Raw genomic sequence first — 17,820 nt, forward strand, 5'->3', positions numbered from 1 at the left:
CAACCGTGCGGATATGGCAACAGCCAAGCGCAACGGGAGATGGCGGATGCGCGAACTGGTAGAGCGGACGGTCGATTCGGAGGGTGTTCCTCAAGCGGTCGGCATGCGTCGCGGTCGTATTGTCACCGTGAACCTTGCGGAGTCGCCGCTTGGATGGCTGCGGTCGCGCGCGTTGATCGACGTGAGACAGTTCGAGGCGGGTGAGCGGTTGCGGGCCGATTACGAACGCGCGTCGATCGCGCCGAGCGTGACGATGCGCTGGGTCGAGCGGGTCGATGGGGGAGGTGGCGGCGGACTCGACCCGACGTCGGCGCAGATCGCGGCGAAGCGTCGGTTCGACGGGGCGCTGGCGGCGGCGGGGCCGGGGCTGGCGGATATCCTTTGGCGGGTGGTTTGTGCGGGGGAGGGGCTGCCGGTGGCCGAGAAGGCGTTGCAATGGCCGGCGCGGGCGGGGCGGGTCGTGCTGACGCTCGCACTCGATCGGTTGGCCGCGCATTACGGGATCGGTTAGGCGCTCGCATTGGTGCGCGGGCGTGATTAAGTGTCCAGCATGCGCTTCGACCTCATCAAATGCCACGGCTCTGGCAACGACTTTCCGCTGATCGACGCACGCGCGTCGACGCTCGGCGATGCGGCTTGGGCTGCCGTCGCGCGGGCGTTGGCGGATCGCGATGGACCGGTGGGTGGCGACGGGCTCCTGCTGCTGACTGGCGGCGACGCGACCCACGCGTTCGGCATGCGGATGTTCAATTCGGATGGCAGCGAGTCGGAGACGTGCCTCAACGGCCTGCGTTGCGTCGCGCGCGCCGGGTTCGCGGCTACGGGCTCCGAGTCCGCGTCGGCGCTGCTGAAGACGAGCGACGCGGCCGTCGAGCGCGATGCCGATATTGCCGATGGCGTGTTCACCGTGCGCGAGATCGCTGGCCCCGCGTCTCTGGATGTCGCGGCGTGGCCTATGCATGTCGGGACCGATCGCATCGTCGATACGCCGATCGCGAATCTGCCGACGGACCGCGCCTTTACGGCGGTGGCGATGCCGAACCCCCATCTCGTGACGTTCGTGGATGCCATCGACGAAGCCGAGCTCGTGCGCGTCGGCGAAGCCTGCGAGGCGGCGCCCGACTGGTTGCCCAACCGCGCGAACGTCAGTTTCGTCGAGGTTCGCGGACGCGACCTGTTCGTGCGGACGTTCGAGCGCGGGGTCGGGCTGACCGACAGTTGCGGCAGCGCGATGGCGGCGTCGACCTATGCCGCGTGCCTGACCGGGCGGATCGCGTACGGCACGCCGACCACGGTGTTCAACAAGGGCGGCTTGGTCCGCGCCGAGGCGAGCGAGGCCGCGATGGTCACGCTGTCGGGCAATGCGACGTTCGAGTGGACCGGCACAATCGACGTCGATCTCGATACCGGGGCGGCGAGCGACCTGGTCGTCACGCGGCGGCATGACGATGAGATCGCAGCATGGGCGTGCCTTCTCGCGGCGATCTGAACACCGGCTGCGTCCTTCTGCCGGCACGTCCGTATCTCCCCGCAGTGGCGCCGCACACCGGCTCCGCACGCAGGAGAGAAGCCATGAACCCGTTCATTCGTACCGCGATCGTCGCCGCGGCCGTTGCCGTCAGCGGCAGCGCCATCGTCGCAGCCCAGACCAACCCGATGGTCGGCGGCGCCGCGATGTATCCGACCAAGACGATCGTCGAGAACGCGGTCAATTCGAAGGACCACACGACGCTGGTCGCCGCGGTCAAGGCCGCCGGCCTGGTCGAGACGCTGTCGGGCCCGGGTCCGTTCACCGTGTTCGCGCCGACCAACGCCGCGTTCAAGAAGCTGCCGGCGGGCACCGTCGACACGCTGCTCAAGCCCGAGAACAAGGCGCAGCTCGCCAGCGTCCTGACCTATCACGTCGTCCCCGGCACGATCACCGCCGCCGACATCGCCGCCAAGGCGAAGGCGAACGGCGGCACCGCGACCTACACGACCGTGCAGGGCGAGCCGCTGATGTTCAAGAAGGTCGGCACCGGCTGGGGCATCATGGACGGCAAGGGCCACAAGGGCCGGATCACGATCGCCAACGTCATGCAGTCGAACGGCGTGATCCACGTCGTCGACACGGTGATGCTGCCGTAATCGGCGATCCCGCGAGATAGCTGCCTCGCTTTCCCCCTGCGAGGTAGTTTGCGTCGAGCCCGTTGCCGAAAGGTGGCGGGCCCGATTGCGTTGGCACGGTTATCCTCCCCTGTGAGGGGAGGTGGCTGGCGTAGCCAGACGGAGGGGTAGTGCGCTGTCGAGAGGGTTATACCCCTCCGTCAGCCAAGCGGCTGCACCTCCCCTTGCAGGGGAGGATACTCTGTCAGCCGATCAGCAGGCCCGCGAGCGCCGCCGACATAAGGTTCGCCAAGCTTCCCGCGGCGAGCGCGCGCAGGCCGAGCTTGGCGATCATCGGGCGCTGGTTCGGTGCGAGGCTTCCGGTGACCGCCATCTGGATCGCGATCGACGAGAAGTTGGCGAAGCCGCATAGCGAGAAGGTGATGACCGCGATCGTCCGCGCGCTCAGCCCCTGCTGCGTGCCGAGCGAGATATACGCGACGAACTCGTTCAGGACGATCTTTTGCCCGAACAGCCCGCCGGCGATCCCCGCCTCGCTCCACGGGACGTTCAGCAGGAACATGATTGGCGCGAACACATAGCCGAGCAGCCCCTGGAAGCTGAGGCCGGGCAGCCCGATCATGTTGCCGAGCCCGCCGAGCAGGCCATTCGCGAGCGCCACCAGCGCGACAAATGCCAGCACCATTGCGCCGACCGCGACGGCCAGGCGCACGCCGGTCTGCGCGCCCTGGGCTGCGGCCATGATCAGATTGGCCGGCTTTTCCTCGTCGTGCGTTGCTTGCGGCATCGGTTCGCCCGCCGACGATCCGCCGGGCAGGTCGCCGAGCGCGAGTTCGCCTTCTGGTGGCGTGACGCGGTCGGGCATGATGATCTTCGCCATCAGGATGCCGCCCGGCGCCGCCATGAAGCTCGCCGCAAGCAGGTAATCGATCCGGATGCCCATCGACGCATACGCCGCGAGGATCGTGCCCGCGACGCCGGCCATGCCGCTGGTCATTACGGTAAAAAGCTGCGCCGGGGTGAGCCCCGCCAGGTACGGCCGGATGACGAGCGGCGATTCGCTCTGGCCGACGAAGATGTTCGCCGCCGCGCATAGCGATTCGACCTTCGAGACGCCGATGACCTTCTCGATCCCGCCGCCGACCCAGCGCACCACGAACTGCATGATGCCGAGATAATAGAGGATCGAGACGAGGCTCGCGAAGAAGATGATCACCGGCAGCGCGGCGATCGCGAAGCTCTGTCCGCCGATCTCGGGCGTCGCCATCTTGCCGAACAGGAATTCGGTGCCCTTCTGCGAATAGCCGAGCAGGTTGGCGACGCCGCCGGACATCTCGCCGAGCACGACCTTGCCGAAGCTCGAATACAGCACGAGCACGGCGATCCCGGCCTGCAATGCGAACGCGGCGCCGACGATACGCAGGCGGATCGCACGGCGGTCGCTCGACAACAGCACGGCAATGCCCAGGATGACGGCGATGCCCGCCAAACCGATGAAGAGTCTTTCCATGGACGCCCTGCGTTTTCTTGCGATGACACGCGCCGCCCCCCGGCTGCGCAAGCGACCGACATGACACGCGAGCGCCGCGCTCGCCAGTTATTTGAAGCGCGCTAGTCATTTGACGGCGCGCGCGATTTCGCTAGCGTCCCCGGCGATGGATAAGCCTGTTCCCGCGTTCCCGCGTTCGCTCTTCGTTTTTTCGGTCCTGTACGGCGGCATGGTGTGCATCGCCGGCGTGTTGGGGGTGAAGCAGGTCGCGCTCGGTCCACTCGCGGTCGAGGCGGGGATCTTCGGGTTCCTGCTGCTGGTGGTGCTGAGCAGTGCGATCTCCGAGCTGCACGGCCAGAAGACCGCGACGTTCCTGGTGCGCCTCGGGTTCATTCCGCTGCTGGTGTCGGCGGCGCTGATCCACCTGGTGCTGGCGCTGCCGCACGATCCGGGGATGTACCCGCCCGCGGTCGACGCGTTCCCGGTCGTCGTCGGGCAAAGCTCGCGGATGATGATCGCCGGGCTGATCTCCTACGGCATCTCGCAGACGCTCAACGTGCTGATCTTCTCGAAGCTGTCGGGACAGGTCGGCAGCGGCGACGGCAAGCTGGTGTGGCTTCGCGGCATGATCGCGAGCATCATCTCGCAGATCATCGACACGATCTTGTTCATCACCATCTCGTTCCTGGGGGAGCGGCCGATCATCGCGTTGATGGAAGGGCAGATGCTGACCAAGGTCATACTGTCGATCGTGCTGGTGCCGTTCATGATCACCTTCTTCGTGAAGCTGGGACGGCGGCTGGACCAGGTCTGACCGCGTTGTTTCCCCGCGAAGGCGGGGACCCAGTCTTGGCTCCCGCCTTCGCGGGAGAACGACGGAAGCAAGAGCGACGTCCGCGGCTTTCGTTACCTCCCTCGACTGGCTAAGGGATCGGCATGACCGATCACACGCCCGATCCCGCCCTGCTCGCCAAGGCGGAAACGCTCACCGAGGCGCTGCCGTATCTTCAGCGCTACGCCGGCAAGACGTTCGTCGTGAAATACGGCGGCCACGCGATGGGCGATCCCGAGCTGCAGCGCGACTTCGCCGAGGACATGGTTCTGCTAAAGGCGGTCGGCATCAATCCGGTCGTCGTCCACGGCGGCGGCCCGCAGATCGGCGCGATGCTAAAGCGGCTCGGCGTCGAATCACGCTTCGTCGACGGCCTGCGCGTCACAGATGCGGAGACCGCGCAGATCGCCGAAATGGTCCTGGCGGGCTCGATCAACAAGGAAATCGTCGGCTGGATCGGCCAGGCCGGCGGTCGCGCGGTCGGCATCTCCGGCAAGGACGCGGGCCTCGTCCTCGCGCAGAAAGTCGGTCACGGTCGCGAGCCCGACAAGCTCCAGGGGATCGAGCGGCACGTCGACCTGGGCTTCGTCGGCGAGCCGATCGCGGTCGACCGGACGATTCTCGACACGCTGATCGCGGCCGACATCATCCCGGTAATCGCGCCGATCGGCATCGGTGCGGATGGCCACACCTACAACATCAACGCCGACACGATGGCGGGCGCGATCGCCGCCGCGATGGGCGCCGCGCGCTTCTTTCTGCTCACCGATATCGTCGGCGTGCTCGACAAGGAAGGCGAACTGCTCACCGACCTCGACCCCGCGCGGATCGCTGAGCTACGCGCCGACGGGACGGTGACCGGCGGCATGATCCCCAAGCTCGACACCTGCGTTGCGGCGGTCGAATCGGGGGTGGACGCCGCGGTCATCATCGACGGCCGCGTGCCGCACGCGATGCTGCTGGAGATCTTCACCAAGCAGGGCGCGGGCACGCTGGTGAGCGCGAACGGGCGCTCGCGGTAAAGGGGGTAGCCTCTCACGCCCGTCATCCTGACGAAAGTCAGGATCCAGAGCCACTAGGGTAACGCCTGTGGCTCTGGATCCTGGGTCAAGCCCAGGATGACGGGGATTGGGAAGGCGAATCACCGGGCGCACACCTCCCGACACCACAGGGCTTCTCGTTCTCCTCCCGCCACCTTATATCGGCAATACACCAGCGGAGACCTACGCCTTGATCGCCCTTCTTCAGATCGTCCAGTTGCTGCTCACCGTCATCTGGTGGATCATCGTCGTGCAGGCGATCCTGTCGTGGCTGATCGCGTTCAACGTCATCAATACGCACAGCGATTTCGTCCGCACCGTGTGGACCGCGCTGCAGCGGATGACCGAGCCGATGTATCGCCCGATCCGCCGCGTGCTCCCGGATTTCGGCGCGCTGGACCTGTCGCCGCTCGTCGTGCTGCTGATCCTCTACATTCTCAGCAACATTGTCATTCCGAACATCGCGCAGAACTATCTCGTCGCAACCTATTGAGCGCGAAGGCCGCTTGGCGAGCGCTGGCTGACGGCTTGGCGATCGCCGTTCGGGTAACGCCGCGCGGGGGTCGCGATGCGCTGACCGCCGGGACCGAAGAGCATTTCGTCGCGAGGTTGGCGGCGGCGCCGGTGGACGGTGCCGCGAATGCGGGGTTGGTGGCGCTCGTCGCGAAGACCTTCGGCGTACCCAAGCGTGCCGTGACGATCGTCGCCGGCGAAACCGCCCGCCTGAAGCGCCTGCACATCGCCGGCAACGCCACTACGCTGGCGGAAATTGCCGCCGCGCTCTATGGGCCGCGGGCATGAGCGCGACCATCATCGACGGCAAGGCCTTCGCCGCCGGCCTCCGGGCCCGTATCGCAGACGGCGTCACCGCCTTTCGTGCACAGGCAGGCCGCGCGCCTGGGCTGGCTGTGGTGCTGGTCGGCGAGGATCCCGCCTCCAACGTCTATGTCCGGTCGAAGGGCAGGGCGACGCGTGAAGCCGGAATGGAAAGCATCGAGCACCGGCTCCCCGCCGACGTCCCCGCCGAAGACCTGCTGGCCTTGGTCGCGACGCTCAACGCCGATCCGACGATCGACGGTATCCTCGTCCAGTTGCCCCTGCCGAAGCATATCGACGAGCAGGCGGTGATCGCCGCTATCGACCCCGACAAGGACGTCGACGGCTTCCACCCGATCAACGCGGGCCGCCTCGCGACCGGTCTGCCCGGCTTCGTTCCCTGCACGCCGTTCGGCTGCGTCATGCTGTTGAAGAGCGTGTTGCCGAGCTTGAGCGGACTCGAGGCGGTCGTCGTCGGCCGCTCCAACATCGTCGGCAAGCCGATGGCGCAACTGCTGCTCCGCGAAAGCTGCACCGTGACCGTCGTGCATAGCCGCACGAAGGACGTCCCCGCGCACATCCGCCGCGCGGACATCGTTGTTGCTGCGGTCGGTATTCCGCAGATGATCAAGGGCGACTGGCTCAAGCCCGGCGCGACCGTCATCGACGTCGGTATCAACCGGACCGATGCCGGCCTCGTCGGCGACGTCGATTTCGCCAGCGCAGTCGAGGTCGCGGGCGCGATCACACCGGTGCCGGGCGGCGTCGGGCCGATGACCATCGCCTGCCTACTGCGCAACACCTTGGTCTCCGCAGGCCGTCGCGAAGGCATTGTTATCGACGAGGCCGCGCTGTGATCGAACTCTACATCTCGTCGCTGATCACGTTCTTCGTCGTCATCGATCCACCCGGCTGCGCGCCGATCTATGCCGGGCTGTCGGCGAGCGCGTCGTCCCTGCAAAAGCGGGCGATGGCGATCCGCGCGGTCGGCGTATCCGCGCTGATCCTGTTCGTGTTCGCGCTGTTCGGCGAGGCATTACTCAAGGGCTTGGGAATTAGCCTGGCGAGCTTCCGCATCGCCGGCGGCATCATGCTGTTCCTGATCGCGCTCGAAATGGTGTTCGAAAAGCGCACCGAGCGCCGCGAGGATCGTGCCGCCAAGGTGGCGAGCGATCCCGAGGTGGAGGACGTCTCGATCTTCCCGATGGCGATGCCGATGATCGCGGGCCCGGGCTCGATCGCGTCGGTGATGCTGTTGATGAGCCGCAACAGCGGGATCGAGCGATCGCTGGTGGTGCTCGGCGCGATGGTGACGATCCTGCTGCTGACGCTCGTCGCACTGCTCGCGGCGGGGCCGATCATGCGGATTCTCGGCGCGAAGATCGAGGCGGTGATCACTCGGTTGCTGGGCGTACTGCTGGCTGCGCTGGCGGTGCAGTTCGTCCTCGACGGTTTGTCGGTAGTGCTGCACTAATCCGTTCTCCTGCGTTCGCAGGAGAACCGGGGGGTGATGGTCAGCCGACCTTAAACAACCGCAGCGGCGACTTCGCCGGCAGCGGGAGTGGGGTCAGCCACGCCGGGATCTTGTTCTTCGCCAGTTCCGAGTAGAACCCCTTCGGACTGCGCGCCTTATAGTTGGTCGATTCGGCCGCGTTCGGACACAGCAGCAGCATCGTCGCGCCGTGGCGCTTGATGATCGCATGCGCCTCGTCCGCAGACCGCCCGAACGCATGCTGGACGTCGAGGATCGCGTCGCCGTTGCGGTGATACGGGCCCGCGATCGCGTCATGATGCGTGATCGTGATCAGCCGCGGCCCCATGTCGACGAAGGTGAAGATCGTCTGCGCGGGATATTTGTTCAGCGCGAGCAGCACGGTCGTGCGCAGGCAGTCGCCGGTCGCCATGTTGACGCGTTTTTCATACGGCTTTGGCTGGTCGATCGGCAGGTATTTCAGCACCATCCCGGCGAACATGCCCGACACGATCAGGAACGCCGCGGCCGTCCCCAGCACGCGCACCGCGATCGACCGGTTGCCGAGCAACCGCGGGATGATCAGCCAGGCCAGCGCGGTCGCCCCCGGGATCGCCAGCATCTGCGCGGCGGGCCCGGCGCGGACCTGCCACAGCAGCATCGCGCACGCGAACGCGGTGAACAGCGCGACCGCCGCCCAGCCGACTGCGCTTGGATCGCGACGCGCGCGCCACGCTGCGATCGCCGCCCCGATCAGGCCGATGATCGGCAGCGTCGCCAGCGCGAACCCCACCCGGAAACTATGCTTGTAGATCGGCTTGGCCTCGCGGACATTGTCCAGCCAGTTGCGCTGCAGTTCGGGCGAAATTCCCTCGGGTCGCCCGAGGCATTGTGGGAACACCAGCGCGAACCCGACGACGATCGCCGCCCCAGCCGCAACCGCCAGCGTCAACCGCATTCCGCGCGACGCCGGCCCGAACCGCGCGAGCAAAAACAGCAGCATCCCCGCCGCGATCATCACGCTCAGCCACACCGGGGTCAGCGCATCGCAGCGCATAGACTGGTTGGCGTTCGATGCGAACAGCGCGAACCCGAGCGTGCTGCCGCCGCCGAGCGTCAGCGCGTAGATCGACAAGCGCTCGGCTTCCGACCGGTCCCACACCCAGCGCAAGGCGATGATCGCTCCCGCCATCGCCGCGTAGGGCAACAGCTCGAGCCCGATCGACAGCGACACCGCACTCGCGATCCCGACCATCGCGCCACCACGACGGCCGTTCGTATCGCACAGGCCCGCGACCGTCAGGCTCAGCATCGCGAGCTGCCAACCGTGATGATCGATCCGCTCGGGCATGAACATCAGCATCGTGGCCGTAGCGCCGACCATGAACACGACCGCGAGCGGCCATGCATACGGGCTGATCAGCCTTCGCACGGTCGCGCCGATGCCGAGCATCGCGATCGACAACGGCAGTAAGGGCGCAATCCCGCAGGCGAGCCGTTCGGCGCAGCTGTTGCTGGTGAACAGGCGGAAGAACAGGATCAGCCCGGCGATCGGCAGGTCGACGATCCGGCTCCAGTGAATGTCGAAACCGACCGGTGGGTTCATCCGGTAATTGCGCAGATCGTACCAGCCCTGGCCGTCGAGCAGGGCGCGGACCTGCATCAGACGCATGTTGTCGTCGGTATCGCCGAGCGACAGCCAGCGGATCTGACCCCAGCGATCGACCATCGACCATGCCGCCACCGCTACCCAGGCGAGCAACGTCAGCGCGATCCAATGCCGATCGAGTTCGTCCAGCAACGTCCGCCGCTGAAGTGGTGCCTGATCCAAAACGCTTTCCTCCGGCCCGCACGCACTCTAGATGCGCGGGCTTGTCTTCGCGGTCGCTCTATCGCGGTGCGGGTAAAGAACAAGGCGGGCATGCAGGCGATTTGGCGACAGATGGAGCAGATGCGGGCGAGCGGCGTGCTCGGTCAGCTCGTGCGCTTCGGCATCGCCGGCGGGATTTCCAGCGTGGTGTATTCGCTCGTCTACCTGCCGCTGACCGCGTACGTGTTCCCGCCCCGCCAGGCGGTAGCCGCTGTGCCGTTCGCATTTGCGGTCGCAGTGGTGGTCGGGTTCTTCCTGCACAGCCGTTGGAGCTTCAAGGGGCACGCGAAGGAACCGGGTGCGGCGCGCCATGTGAAGTTCGTGATCGTCCAGGGTTCGGGGCTCGCGCTCAATGCGGTCATCACCTGGATCGGTACGGCGCTGCTTCATCTGCATCCGTGGATCCCGCTGATCCCGGCCGTCTTTCTTGCCGCGATCGTGACGTTCGTGCTCAACCGTTTCTGGGTTTTCAACTGACATGAATTTCAACCGCAGGGCCGACACGTAATGGACCGCATCGTCTACGACCGGATGGCCGCGCATGATTCCACGCACTGGTGGTACCGCGCGCGCCGCGACATCCTGGCGGATTACCTGACACGCTACGGCGCTTTGCCGAAGGATGCGAAGATCCTCGAGATCGGCTGCGGCACCGGGCATAATTTGCCGATGCTGGCGGAGTTCGGCGAGATCGACGCGATCGAGATCGATCCGGCCGCGCGAGAGATCGCCAGCGAGCGGCTCGGCAAGCCGGTCGGCGCGGCCCCCTTGCCCGAACTCCCCGGCGTACCCCGCGCGCACTACGATCTGATCGCGGTGCTCGATGTGGTCGAGCATATCGAGGACGACGTCGCGGCGTTGAAGGCTATGGCCGATTGCCTTGCTCCGGGGGGCAAGATCCTGATCGCGGTCCCGGCGCATGCGTGGCTGTGGAGCGCGCACGACGTCGTGAACCATCACCATCGCCGGTATTCGAAGGCGACGTTGCAGTCGGCGATCGAGACTGCCGGGTTGAAGCCGGAGAAGCTGGGGTATTTCAACTCGCTGCTGTTCCCGCTGGCGGCGGCGGCGCGGATTGCCGGGCGGATGACCGGGCGCGACGACAGCGATGATTCGCCACCGCCGAAGCTGGTGAATGCGCTGTTCGAGAAGATCTTCCGGCTTGAGCGGCATCTGGTCGGGCGTGTGCCGATGACGCCGGGGGTTTCGATCGTGACGCTGGCGGTGCCGCGGTAAGCCTGCCTTGTGATCTTCTCCGTTCCCTAACCCGTTCGTCCTGAGCGAAGTCGAAGGGCAGGCCTCGCGCGCAGGTGCTTCGACTTCGCTCAGCACGAACGGAGGGGGGATCTTAGGCGCATCTCCAACCACCACCCCGGCGAAGGCCGGGGCCCAGTTGGGGAACGTTGCTGACGTCGGGCGCGCTTCGTCACTGCGACCTTGCCAACTGAGCCCCGGCCTTCGCCGGGGTGGTGTTGTGATCGGCAGGCGCGTTCGTTATTCGGGGTGGGAGGGAAGGGAGCCGTCAGGCAACCGCGCCACTTCCACCGGCTCCGCACGAAACCCCAAGGTAGCCTTCCGCTGGATCGGGCCCGCGACGTCCGCGACGATATACAATGGCCGGCGTTTCGACTCGACGTACAGCCGTCCGAGATACTCGCCGATCATCCCCAGCACGAACATCTGTACCGCGCCGAGGAACACCGTGACGAGCATGGTCGAGGTCCAGCCCTGCACTGCGCTGCCCGAGAGCCAGCCGATCGCGATGTAGACGAACAGGAGCAGCGATACGCCGGTCAGCGCGAGCCCGGCGTGGCTGGCGAAGCGGAGCGGTGCGGTCGAAAACCCGGTGACGGCGTCGAACGCGAGGCGGATCATCTTCGCCAGCGGGTAGTTCGTCTCGCCTGCGAGCCGCTCTGCGCGATCATACGGGAAGGGAACCTGCTTGAAGCCGATCCAGGCGACCATGCCGCGGATGAATCGCGCCTGCTCGGGAAGCGACAGGAACGCGTCGAGCGCTCGCCGGCTCATCAGGCGGAAGTCGCCGGTGTCGAGCGGGATCGGGGTTTCGGTCATGCGCGTCAGCAGGCGGTAGAAGGCGGCGGCGGTGGCTTTCTTGAAGACCGTTTCGCCGGCGCGCTGGCGGCGGACGGCATAGACGACGTCGGCCTGGCTTGCCGCCATCGCCGCGCGCATGTCGGACAGGAGTTCGGGCGGATCCTGGAGATCGGCGTCGATGATCAGGATCTGCTCGCCCGCGCAGAGGTCGAGGCCGGCGGTGAGGGCCAACTGGTGGCCGTGATTGCGCGAGAGGTTGATCGCGACAAGCCGCGCGTCGGCGGCGGCAATGCGCTGCATCACGGGCCAGCTGTCGTCTCGCGAGCCGTCGTTGATCAGGACGATCTCGTAATCGTCGCCGACCGCGACCTTCGCGGCGCCGGAAATGCGCGCATGCAGGATGTCGAGGCACGCCGCCTCGTTATAGCAAGGGACGACGATCGATAACGCGGGACGGTTCATTCGCCCCGTCTAGCGTCGGGTTTGTCTGTCGTCATTGAAAGATGTGGGAAGCCAAAAGCAACAAACTCTACACCCGCTCCACGGTGTGAACCGCATCCGCCGCGCGCAAGCCCGCCATCAGCCGCATGAGTTGCTGCACGTCGTGCACCTCGACGTCGATCTCGTTGGTGTGGAAGCTCTTGTCGCGCGTATCGAGCCGCAGGTTGATGATGTTCGCCTTGTGCCCGCCGATGATCGACGAAACGATGCCGAGCGAGCCCGGCTCGTTCTTCACCATCACCGATATCCGCGCGACGGCGCCCTCGGTCTCGTCGCCCCAGGCGACGTCGACCCAGTCGGTCTCGTTCTCGGAACGCTCGGCGAGTTCGCCCAGCACGCGGCAGTCGATCGCGTGGACCTCGATCCCCGCATCGGGCCGACGCAAGCCGACGATCCGGTCGCCCGGCACCGGATGGCAGCACGTCGCCAAGTCGTAGGCGACTCCGGGGGTCAGGCCCTTGATCGAGATCGCGCTCGATTGCGGCGCGAGCGCATGCGTCACGTCCGCGCCCGCCGAGCCGGGCATCAGCGCCTCCATCACCGCGGCATCGGATAGCGTCCGCCGCGCGATCGCGACCATAAGCGACGAGTCGTCGGGCAGCTTCAGCCGCTTCAGCGCGTGGCTCAGTGCATCGGTGCCGATCTGCGCGGGCAGGCGGGTGGCGATATCCTCGTACAGGGTCTGGCCGAGCGCGATCTGCTCGACGCGCTCTTTCTGACGCAGGTGCCGGCGGATCGCGGCCAGCGCCTTGCCGGTGGTCGCGACGTTGAGCCATTGCGGTTGTGGGGACTGGCCCTTCGAGCGCAGGATCTGCACTTGATCACCGTTCTCGATCACCGTCGACAGCGGCACGACGCGGCCGTTGACCTTCGCGCCGACCGCCTGGTCGCCGAGATCAGTGTGCACCGCATACGCGAAGTCGATCGAGGTCGCGCCCTTGGGCAGCTGGATCAGCTCGCCCTTCGGCGTGAACGCGAAGATGCGATCGGTGTACATCGCCATCCGCGTGTGTTCGAGCAGCTCTTCAGGGCTCTCGGCGGTATCGAGGATCTCGACGAGGTCGCGGATCCAGCTGACCTGGCGGTCGCTGCCGTTGATCTGTTGCTTGTACGCCCAGTGCGCCGCCAGCCCGAACTCGGCCTGTGCGTGCATGTCGGCGGTGCGGATCTGGATCTCGATCCGCGCGCTGTCGGCGTGGATCACCGACGTGTGCAGCGAGCGATAGCCGTTGCGCTTGGGCGTCGAGATGTAATCCTTGAACCGCCCCGGGACCATCGGCCAGCGCTGGTGGATGATCCCGAGCACCCGGTAGCAATCCTCCTCGGTCGGGACGATCGCGCGGAACGCCATCACGTCGGACAGCTGCTCGAAGCTGATGTGCCGCTCCGACATCTTCCGGAAGATCGAATAGGGGTGCTTCTCGCGTCCCGAAATTTCCGCCTCGACGCCTGCGCGCGACAGCACCAGCTTCAGTCCCGACGCGATCTTGGCGATGCGGTCGCCGTCGCCCTTTTTCAGCTGTTCTAGGCGGCGGTTGATCGATTCGGAGGCTTCGGGCTCGAGCTGTTCGAACGCGAGCGACTGCATCTCGCGCATGAACTCGTACATGCCGATCCGCTCAGCGAGCGGCGCATAGATGTCCATCGTCTCCTTGGCGATGCGACGGCGCTTCTCGGGCTTGGCGATGTGGTGGAGCGTCCGCATGTTGTGCAGCCGGTCGGCGAGCTTGACCAGCAACACGCGGATGTCGTCGGACATCGCGAGGAGGAATTTGCGCAGGTTCTCCGCCGCCCGCTCGTTCTCGGTCTGCGCCTCGATCTTGCTGAGCTTCGTCACGCCGTCGACGAGACGCGCGACGGAGGCACCGAACAGCCGCTCGATCTCCTCGGGCGTGGCGACCGTGTCCTCGATCGTGTCGTGGAGAATCGCGGTGGCGATCGTCTCCGCATCGAGGTGGAGGTCGGTCAGGATCCCCGCCACCTCGATCGGGTGGCTGAAATACGGATCGCCGCTCGCGCGCTTCTGCGACCCGTGCGCCTGCATCGAGAAGACATAGGCGCGGTTCAGCAGCGCCTCATCGGCATCGGGATCGTAGTCGAGGACGCGATCGACCAGTTCATATTGGCGCAACACGGCTTATAGATGGGGCCGGGTTGCGATGCATTGCAACAAATTCCTCGTTATTTCGCGTGGTTGTTGCACGCGGCCAGCGCGTCGGCGTCATAGGCCTTGCCCGCGACGGAGAAACTGGCGAGCGGCCCGACGCGCTTGGCAACCGCGGCGCAGAGGATCACGTCGCGCTGCGGCGCCTTGCTGGAGACGAATGCCGCGTTCTCCCAGCGCCAGGCTGTGCCGTTGGTGATGAGCCGTGTCGAGGCGGGTGCGGCGGCCGGGACGGCAATATAATAGTTGATTGGAAGCTGTGCCGATGCCGGTGTCGCGAGCAGCGCTGCGAACCCTGTCGCGAGGGCGGGAGCGGCGGCCAGAATTGCGCGGGTGATGACGGACATCGGTAGACTCCTGAAAGGTTTCTAATTGCTACCTACCAAGATAAGTTTTGAGTTGCAACTGAAAATGTACAGGCATTTCGTTTATTGGAATTATGCGGTAGCATCGCTGTCCAAGAAGGAAGACGCCGTGGGCAAATTGCGCGAACCCCTGCTCGAATGCAGCCTCCCCGCCGCGCTGGAGGCGATGGGTGAGCGCTGGTCGTTCCTGATCCTGCGCGCGTCGTTCAACGGTCTGCACCATTTCGAGGAGTTCCAGTCGGAACTGGGGATTGCGCGTAATATCCTGGCGAACCGGCTGGCGCGGCTGGTCGAGCACGGAATTCTGGAGCGGCAGCCTATCCCGGAGGATCGGCGGAAGATCGCCTACGGTCTGACGGACAAGGGGTTCGCGCTGCTGCCGACGATGATCGCGCTGCGGCAATGGGGAGAGCGGTGGGAGACGTGCGTGCCGGCGTTCCCGATCCTCGTCGACGCGCGCGATCGGCGGCCGTTGCAGCCGGTGTCGGTGCGGTCGCATGATGGGCGCGTGCTGACCAAGGCCGACCTGATCTGGGCGCTGCCTGGGGAAGTTGCCGGAGATGGGGTGGAGGCTGAGGCTGCGGAGTAACCTCCGGCAGCCCTTCTTTGTTCTCCCGCGAAGGCGGGAGCCCAGTCTGGACCCCCGCCTTCGCGGGGGAACACGCTATCTTCGATTATTGAGTAGGTAGCGCTTCCAGCACCGCCCGGATCGCGCGGGGCAGCGGCACCGGCCGGCCGGTCTCGAGATCGACGTGGACGCTGACCATCGTGATCACCGTATGCAGTTCACCAGTCTCCGCATGCGCGAGCTCGAACCGCTTCGTCAGGCTCGTCGTGCCTAGCTTCTCGATCCGCACGAATGCCTCGATCGTGTCGCCGAGGCGGAACGGCTTGAGGTAATCGATCTCCGTCCGCCGCACGTTGAACTCGGTGGTCGGCCAGACGTCCGGCAGAGCCTCCGCGATCCCGGTCCATTCCCAGAACTCGGTGACCGCGACGTCGGCATATTCCAGATAGCGCGAGTTGAAGACGATGCGCTGGCCGTCGATCTCGGCATAGCGCACGCGGAACCTGGTCGAGAAGGCGAAACCCGGCCGCATGTCAGAAGATCAGCTTCACGCCGACCAGCGCCAGCACGGTCGCGAGGACAGGCACCAGCACGCGGTCGGAAACGCGCGTCGCGATCAGGCTGCCGACGATGATGCCGGGGATCGAGCCGATCAGCAGCGACACGAGCAGGTCGACGTCGACCGAGCCGAGGATCCAGTGGCCGATCCCGCCGAGCAGCGTCAACGGCACCGCGTGCGCGATGTCCGAGCCGACCAGCCGGTTGATCGGCAACGTCGGGTACAGGATCAGTAGCGCGGTCATGCCCAGCGCGCCGGCGCCGACCGAGGTCAGCGAGACCAGCACGCCGAGGACTGCGCCGAGCAGGATCGTCAGCATCGCCTGGCGCTCGCCGCCTACCGTGCCGATGCGAGGCGTCAGCCACGCGACGATCTTGCCGCGGAAGAAGGTCGCGACTGCCGACAGGATCAGCGTCACGCCAAGCACGGCGGTGATCGCGTGGCCGGTGTCGGACGATTTCTCGCCGAGATGGTTGAGCACGAGCAACGTCGCGATCGCCGCGGGGACGCTGCCGGTCGCGAGTCGGCGGACGACCTGCCAGTCGACCGTGCCGCGCCAGCCATGCACCGTCGTCCCGACCGTCTTGGTCGCCGACGCGTAGAGCAGGTCGGTGCCGACTGCGGTGGCGGGGTGGAAGCCGAAGACGAGCACCAGCAGCGGTGTCATCAGCGACCCGCCACCGACACCCGTCAGCCCGACGATGAGCCCGACGAGCACGCCGGCCACCGAATATAACGGATTGATATCCACGCTGGCGGGTTAGCCGGCGCCACGCGCGGGCGTGTTGACGCCCATCGACTGGAGATATTTCTTCACGTTGCGCGCCGCCTGGCGGAGCCGCTGTTCGTTCTCGACCATCGCGATCCTCACATAGCCCTCGCCGTTTTCGCCGTAGCCGACACCTGGGGCAACGGCGACGTGCGCGTGAGTCAGCAATTGTTTGGTGAACTCAAGGCTACCTAAATGCGCGAGCGCGGGCGGCAGTGGTGCCCAGGCGAACATGCTCGCGCGAGGGCTCGGGATGTCCCAGCCGGCGCGGCCGAAGCTCTCGACCAGCACGTCACGGCGCTTGTGATAGAGCTGGCGGTTGCGCTCGACGATGTCCTGCGGGCCGTTGAGCGCGGCGCAGGCGGCGGCCTGGATCGGCGTGAACGCGCCGTAATCGAGGTACGACTTCACGCGCGTCATCGCCGCGATCAGCGTCTTGTTGCCGACCCCGAAGCCCATCCGCCAACCGGCCATCGAATAGGTCTTGCTGAGCGAGGTGAACTCGATCGCGACGTCCTTCGCGCCCGGGACCTGAAGGATCGAGGGGGTTGGCTTGCCGTCGAAATACAGTTCCGAATAGGCGAGATCGGAGATTACCCACAGCTTGTGCTTCTTCGCGAATTCGACGACGCGCTCGTAGAAGGCGAGGTCGACGACTTCGGCGGTCGGGTTCGACGGATAGCCCATCACCAGCACCGACGGCGCCGGGACGGTGAACGCCATCGCGCGCTCGAGGCTCTCGAAATACGCCTCGTCGGGCGTGGTCGGCACCGCGCGGATCGTCGCGCCGGCGATGATGAAGCCGAAGGTGTGGATCGGATAGGACGGGTTGGGCGCGAGCACGACGTCGCCGGGCGCGGTGATCGCGGTGGCGAGACTCGCGAGGCCTTCCTTCGAGCCCATCGTGACGACGACCTCGGTCTCGGGATCGACGTCGACCCCGAACCGGCGGCCGTAATAGTTCGCCTGAGCTTTCCGCAGGCCGGGGATGCCCTTCGACTGCGAATAGCCGTGCGCGCTGGGCTTGCGCGCGACTTCGACGAGCTTCTCGATGACGTGCTCGGGGGGCGGCAGGTCGGGATTGCCCATGCCGAGATCGATGATGTCCTCCCCGCCCGCGCGCGCCGCCGCCCGCATCGCGTTCACTTCGGCGATGACATAGGGGGGTAAGCGTTTGATGCGGTAGAAGTCTTCGGACATGATCAGCCTCAAGCT

Annotated in this window: 20 protein-coding genes; 12 read left to right on the forward strand and 8 right to left on the reverse strand. The window is 66.1% G+C overall.

The features are described 5' to 3' along the window. Window positions 1-46 precede the first annotated feature (46 nt). The 3 genes from AC59GX_RS10835 to AC59GX_RS10845 all read left to right on the forward strand — a co-directional run bounded on the left by AC59GX_RS10835 (window position 47) and on the right by AC59GX_RS10845 (window position 2,127). Window positions 47-511, forward strand: coding sequence for a DUF6456 domain-containing protein (locus tag AC59GX_RS10835; RefSeq protein WP_426283011.1), 465 nt, complete (start codon window positions 47-49; stop codon window positions 509-511). 39 nt (window positions 512-550) lie between these two features. Further along, window positions 551-1,489, forward strand: a complete 939-nt coding sequence (gene dapF, locus AC59GX_RS10840) for a diaminopimelate epimerase (RefSeq protein WP_426283010.1) — start codon at window positions 551-553, stop codon at window positions 1,487-1,489. 83 nt (window positions 1,490-1,572) lie between these two features. Continuing rightward, entirely contained in the window at window positions 1,573-2,127 is a 555-nt protein-coding gene (locus AC59GX_RS10845) for a fasciclin domain-containing protein (protein ID WP_426283489.1), read from the forward strand. Between the two features lie 223 nt (window positions 2,128-2,350). Here AC59GX_RS10845 and AC59GX_RS10850 read toward each other — a convergent pair whose 3' ends face one another. Further along, the gene (locus AC59GX_RS10850) at window positions 2,351-3,616 is read right to left on the reverse strand and encodes a NupC/NupG family nucleoside CNT transporter (protein WP_426283009.1); all 1,266 of its coding nucleotides are present in this window, start codon (window positions 3,614-3,616) and stop codon (window positions 2,351-2,353) included. 145 nt (window positions 3,617-3,761) lie between these two features. Between AC59GX_RS10850 and AC59GX_RS10855 the strand changes: the two genes are divergently transcribed. From AC59GX_RS10855 to AC59GX_RS10880, 6 genes are all read left to right on the forward strand, one after another. Continuing rightward, window positions 3,762-4,409 (forward strand): queuosine precursor transporter, encoded by a 648-nt coding sequence (locus AC59GX_RS10855; protein WP_426283008.1) that lies wholly within the window; start codon window positions 3,762-3,764, stop codon window positions 4,407-4,409. Window positions 4,410-4,531: 122 nt separating this feature from the next. Then, window positions 4,532-5,449: an acetylglutamate kinase gene (argB, locus tag AC59GX_RS10860; RefSeq protein ID WP_056053472.1), complete on the forward strand. Its 918-nt coding sequence runs from the start codon at window positions 4,532-4,534 to the stop codon at window positions 5,447-5,449. Between the two features lie 208 nt (window positions 5,450-5,657). Next, window positions 5,658-5,960, forward strand: a complete 303-nt coding sequence (locus tag AC59GX_RS10865; RefSeq protein ID WP_056066456.1) for a YggT family protein — start codon at window positions 5,658-5,660, stop codon at window positions 5,958-5,960. Then, entirely contained in the window at window positions 5,957-6,268 is a 312-nt protein-coding gene (locus AC59GX_RS10870; RefSeq protein ID WP_426283007.1) for a DUF167 domain-containing protein, read from the forward strand. Before AC59GX_RS10865 ends, AC59GX_RS10870 begins: the two co-directional genes overlap by 4 nt. Beyond that, complete coding sequence (gene folD / locus AC59GX_RS10875) at window positions 6,265-7,140, forward strand: bifunctional methylenetetrahydrofolate dehydrogenase/methenyltetrahydrofolate cyclohydrolase FolD (RefSeq protein WP_426283006.1); 876 nt, start codon at window positions 6,265-6,267, stop codon at window positions 7,138-7,140. The genes AC59GX_RS10870 and folD overlap by 4 nt, the downstream gene beginning before the upstream one ends. Continuing rightward, on the forward strand, window positions 7,137-7,757 hold the full coding sequence (locus AC59GX_RS10880; protein ID WP_253071537.1) for a MarC family protein: 621 nt from the start codon (window positions 7,137-7,139) through the stop codon (window positions 7,755-7,757). Before folD ends, AC59GX_RS10880 begins: the two co-directional genes overlap by 4 nt. Window positions 7,758-7,797: 40 nt before the next feature. Here the strand turns inward: AC59GX_RS10880 and AC59GX_RS10885 are convergent, their stop codons facing one another. Next, window positions 7,798-9,585, reverse strand: a complete 1,788-nt coding sequence (locus AC59GX_RS10885) for an AcrB/AcrD/AcrF family protein (protein ID WP_497301677.1) — start codon at window positions 9,583-9,585, stop codon at window positions 7,798-7,800. A 66-nt stretch (window positions 9,586-9,651) separates the two neighbouring features. Between AC59GX_RS10885 and AC59GX_RS10890 the strand changes: the two genes are divergently transcribed. Both AC59GX_RS10890 and AC59GX_RS10895 read left to right on the forward strand, forming a co-directional pair. Next, the gene (locus tag AC59GX_RS10890; RefSeq protein WP_497301679.1) at window positions 9,652-10,101 is read left to right on the forward strand and encodes a GtrA family protein; all 450 of its coding nucleotides are present in this window, start codon (window positions 9,652-9,654) and stop codon (window positions 10,099-10,101) included. A gap of 30 nt (window positions 10,102-10,131) precedes the next feature. Further along, window positions 10,132-10,860, forward strand: a complete 729-nt coding sequence (locus tag AC59GX_RS10895; protein ID WP_056066439.1) for a class I SAM-dependent methyltransferase — start codon at window positions 10,132-10,134, stop codon at window positions 10,858-10,860. 258 nt (window positions 10,861-11,118) lie between these two features. Here the strand turns inward: AC59GX_RS10895 and AC59GX_RS10900 are convergent, their stop codons facing one another. From AC59GX_RS10900 to AC59GX_RS10910, 3 genes are all read right to left on the reverse strand, one after another. Continuing rightward, window positions 11,119-12,141 (reverse strand): glycosyltransferase family 2 protein, encoded by a 1,023-nt coding sequence (locus AC59GX_RS10900; RefSeq protein WP_497301681.1) that lies wholly within the window; start codon window positions 12,139-12,141, stop codon window positions 11,119-11,121. 67 nt (window positions 12,142-12,208) lie between these two features. Further along, window positions 12,209-14,314, reverse strand: a complete 2,106-nt coding sequence (locus AC59GX_RS10905) for a RelA/SpoT family protein (protein ID WP_426283002.1) — start codon at window positions 14,312-14,314, stop codon at window positions 12,209-12,211. 47 nt (window positions 14,315-14,361) lie between these two features. Beyond that, window positions 14,362-14,691, reverse strand: a complete 330-nt coding sequence (locus tag AC59GX_RS10910; protein WP_426283001.1) for a CC_3452 family protein — start codon at window positions 14,689-14,691, stop codon at window positions 14,362-14,364. Between the two features lie 184 nt (window positions 14,692-14,875). On the opposite strand from AC59GX_RS10910, the gene AC59GX_RS10915 reads away from it, so the two are divergent. Beyond that, window positions 14,876-15,298: a winged helix-turn-helix transcriptional regulator gene (locus tag AC59GX_RS10915; protein ID WP_426283487.1), complete on the forward strand. Its 423-nt coding sequence runs from the start codon at window positions 14,876-14,878 to the stop codon at window positions 15,296-15,298. 85 nt (window positions 15,299-15,383) lie between these two features. On the opposite strand, the gene AC59GX_RS10920 is transcribed toward AC59GX_RS10915, so the two are convergent. The 3 genes from AC59GX_RS10920 to AC59GX_RS10930 are packed head-to-tail and all read right to left on the reverse strand — an operon-like array spanning window position 15,384 to window position 17,805. After that, the gene (locus AC59GX_RS10920; protein ID WP_426283000.1) at window positions 15,384-15,809 is read right to left on the reverse strand and encodes an acyl-CoA thioesterase; all 426 of its coding nucleotides are present in this window, start codon (window positions 15,807-15,809) and stop codon (window positions 15,384-15,386) included. Window position 15,810: 1 nt separating this feature from the next. Continuing rightward, window positions 15,811-16,587 (reverse strand): TSUP family transporter, encoded by a 777-nt coding sequence (locus AC59GX_RS10925; RefSeq protein WP_192976799.1) that lies wholly within the window; start codon window positions 16,585-16,587, stop codon window positions 15,811-15,813. Window positions 16,588-16,596: 9 nt separating this feature from the next. After that, window positions 16,597-17,805, reverse strand: a complete 1,209-nt coding sequence (locus AC59GX_RS10930) for an LL-diaminopimelate aminotransferase (protein ID WP_060525995.1) — start codon at window positions 17,803-17,805, stop codon at window positions 16,597-16,599. Window positions 17,806-17,820: the final 15 nt, after the last annotated feature.

Source organism: Sphingomonas sp. 320_CC, from assembly GCF_059691795.1.

What these genes read in the sequence shown, in the direction of transcription:
- argB (WP_056053472.1), top strand. Translation starts at nt 4,532, where the DNA reads ATGACCGATCACACGCCCGATCCCGCCCTGCTCGCCAAGGCGGAAACG.
- folD (WP_426283006.1), top strand. Translation starts at nt 6,265, where the DNA reads ATGAGCGCGACCATCATCGACGGCAAGGCCTTCGCCGCCGGCCTCCGG.
- AC59GX_RS10855 (WP_426283008.1), top strand. Translation starts at nt 3,762, where the DNA reads ATGGATAAGCCTGTTCCCGCGTTCCCGCGTTCGCTCTTCGTTTTTTCG.
- AC59GX_RS10915 (WP_426283487.1), top strand. Translation starts at nt 14,876, where the DNA reads ATGGGTGAGCGCTGGTCGTTCCTGATCCTGCGCGCGTCGTTCAACGGT.
- AC59GX_RS10930 (WP_060525995.1), bottom strand. Translation starts at nt 17,805, where the DNA reads ATGTCCGAAGACTTCTACCGCATCAAACGCTTACCCCCCTATGTCATC.
- AC59GX_RS10835 (WP_426283011.1), top strand. Translation starts at nt 47, where the DNA reads ATGCGCGAACTGGTAGAGCGGACGGTCGATTCGGAGGGTGTTCCTCAA.
- AC59GX_RS10850 (WP_426283009.1), bottom strand. Translation starts at nt 3,616, where the DNA reads ATGGAAAGACTCTTCATCGGTTTGGCGGGCATCGCCGTCATCCTGGGC.
- AC59GX_RS10920 (WP_426283000.1), bottom strand. Translation starts at nt 15,809, where the DNA reads ATGCGGCCGGGTTTCGCCTTCTCGACCAGGTTCCGCGTGCGCTATGCC.
- AC59GX_RS10895 (WP_056066439.1), top strand. Translation starts at nt 10,132, where the DNA reads ATGGACCGCATCGTCTACGACCGGATGGCCGCGCATGATTCCACGCAC.
- AC59GX_RS10845 (WP_426283489.1), top strand. Translation starts at nt 1,573, where the DNA reads ATGAACCCGTTCATTCGTACCGCGATCGTCGCCGCGGCCGTTGCCGTC.
- dapF (WP_426283010.1), top strand. Translation starts at nt 551, where the DNA reads ATGCGCTTCGACCTCATCAAATGCCACGGCTCTGGCAACGACTTTCCG.
- AC59GX_RS10900 (WP_497301681.1), bottom strand. Translation starts at nt 12,141, where the DNA reads ATGAACCGTCCCGCGTTATCGATCGTCGTCCCTTGCTATAACGAGGCG.
- AC59GX_RS10910 (WP_426283001.1), bottom strand. Translation starts at nt 14,691, where the DNA reads ATGTCCGTCATCACCCGCGCAATTCTGGCCGCCGCTCCCGCCCTCGCG.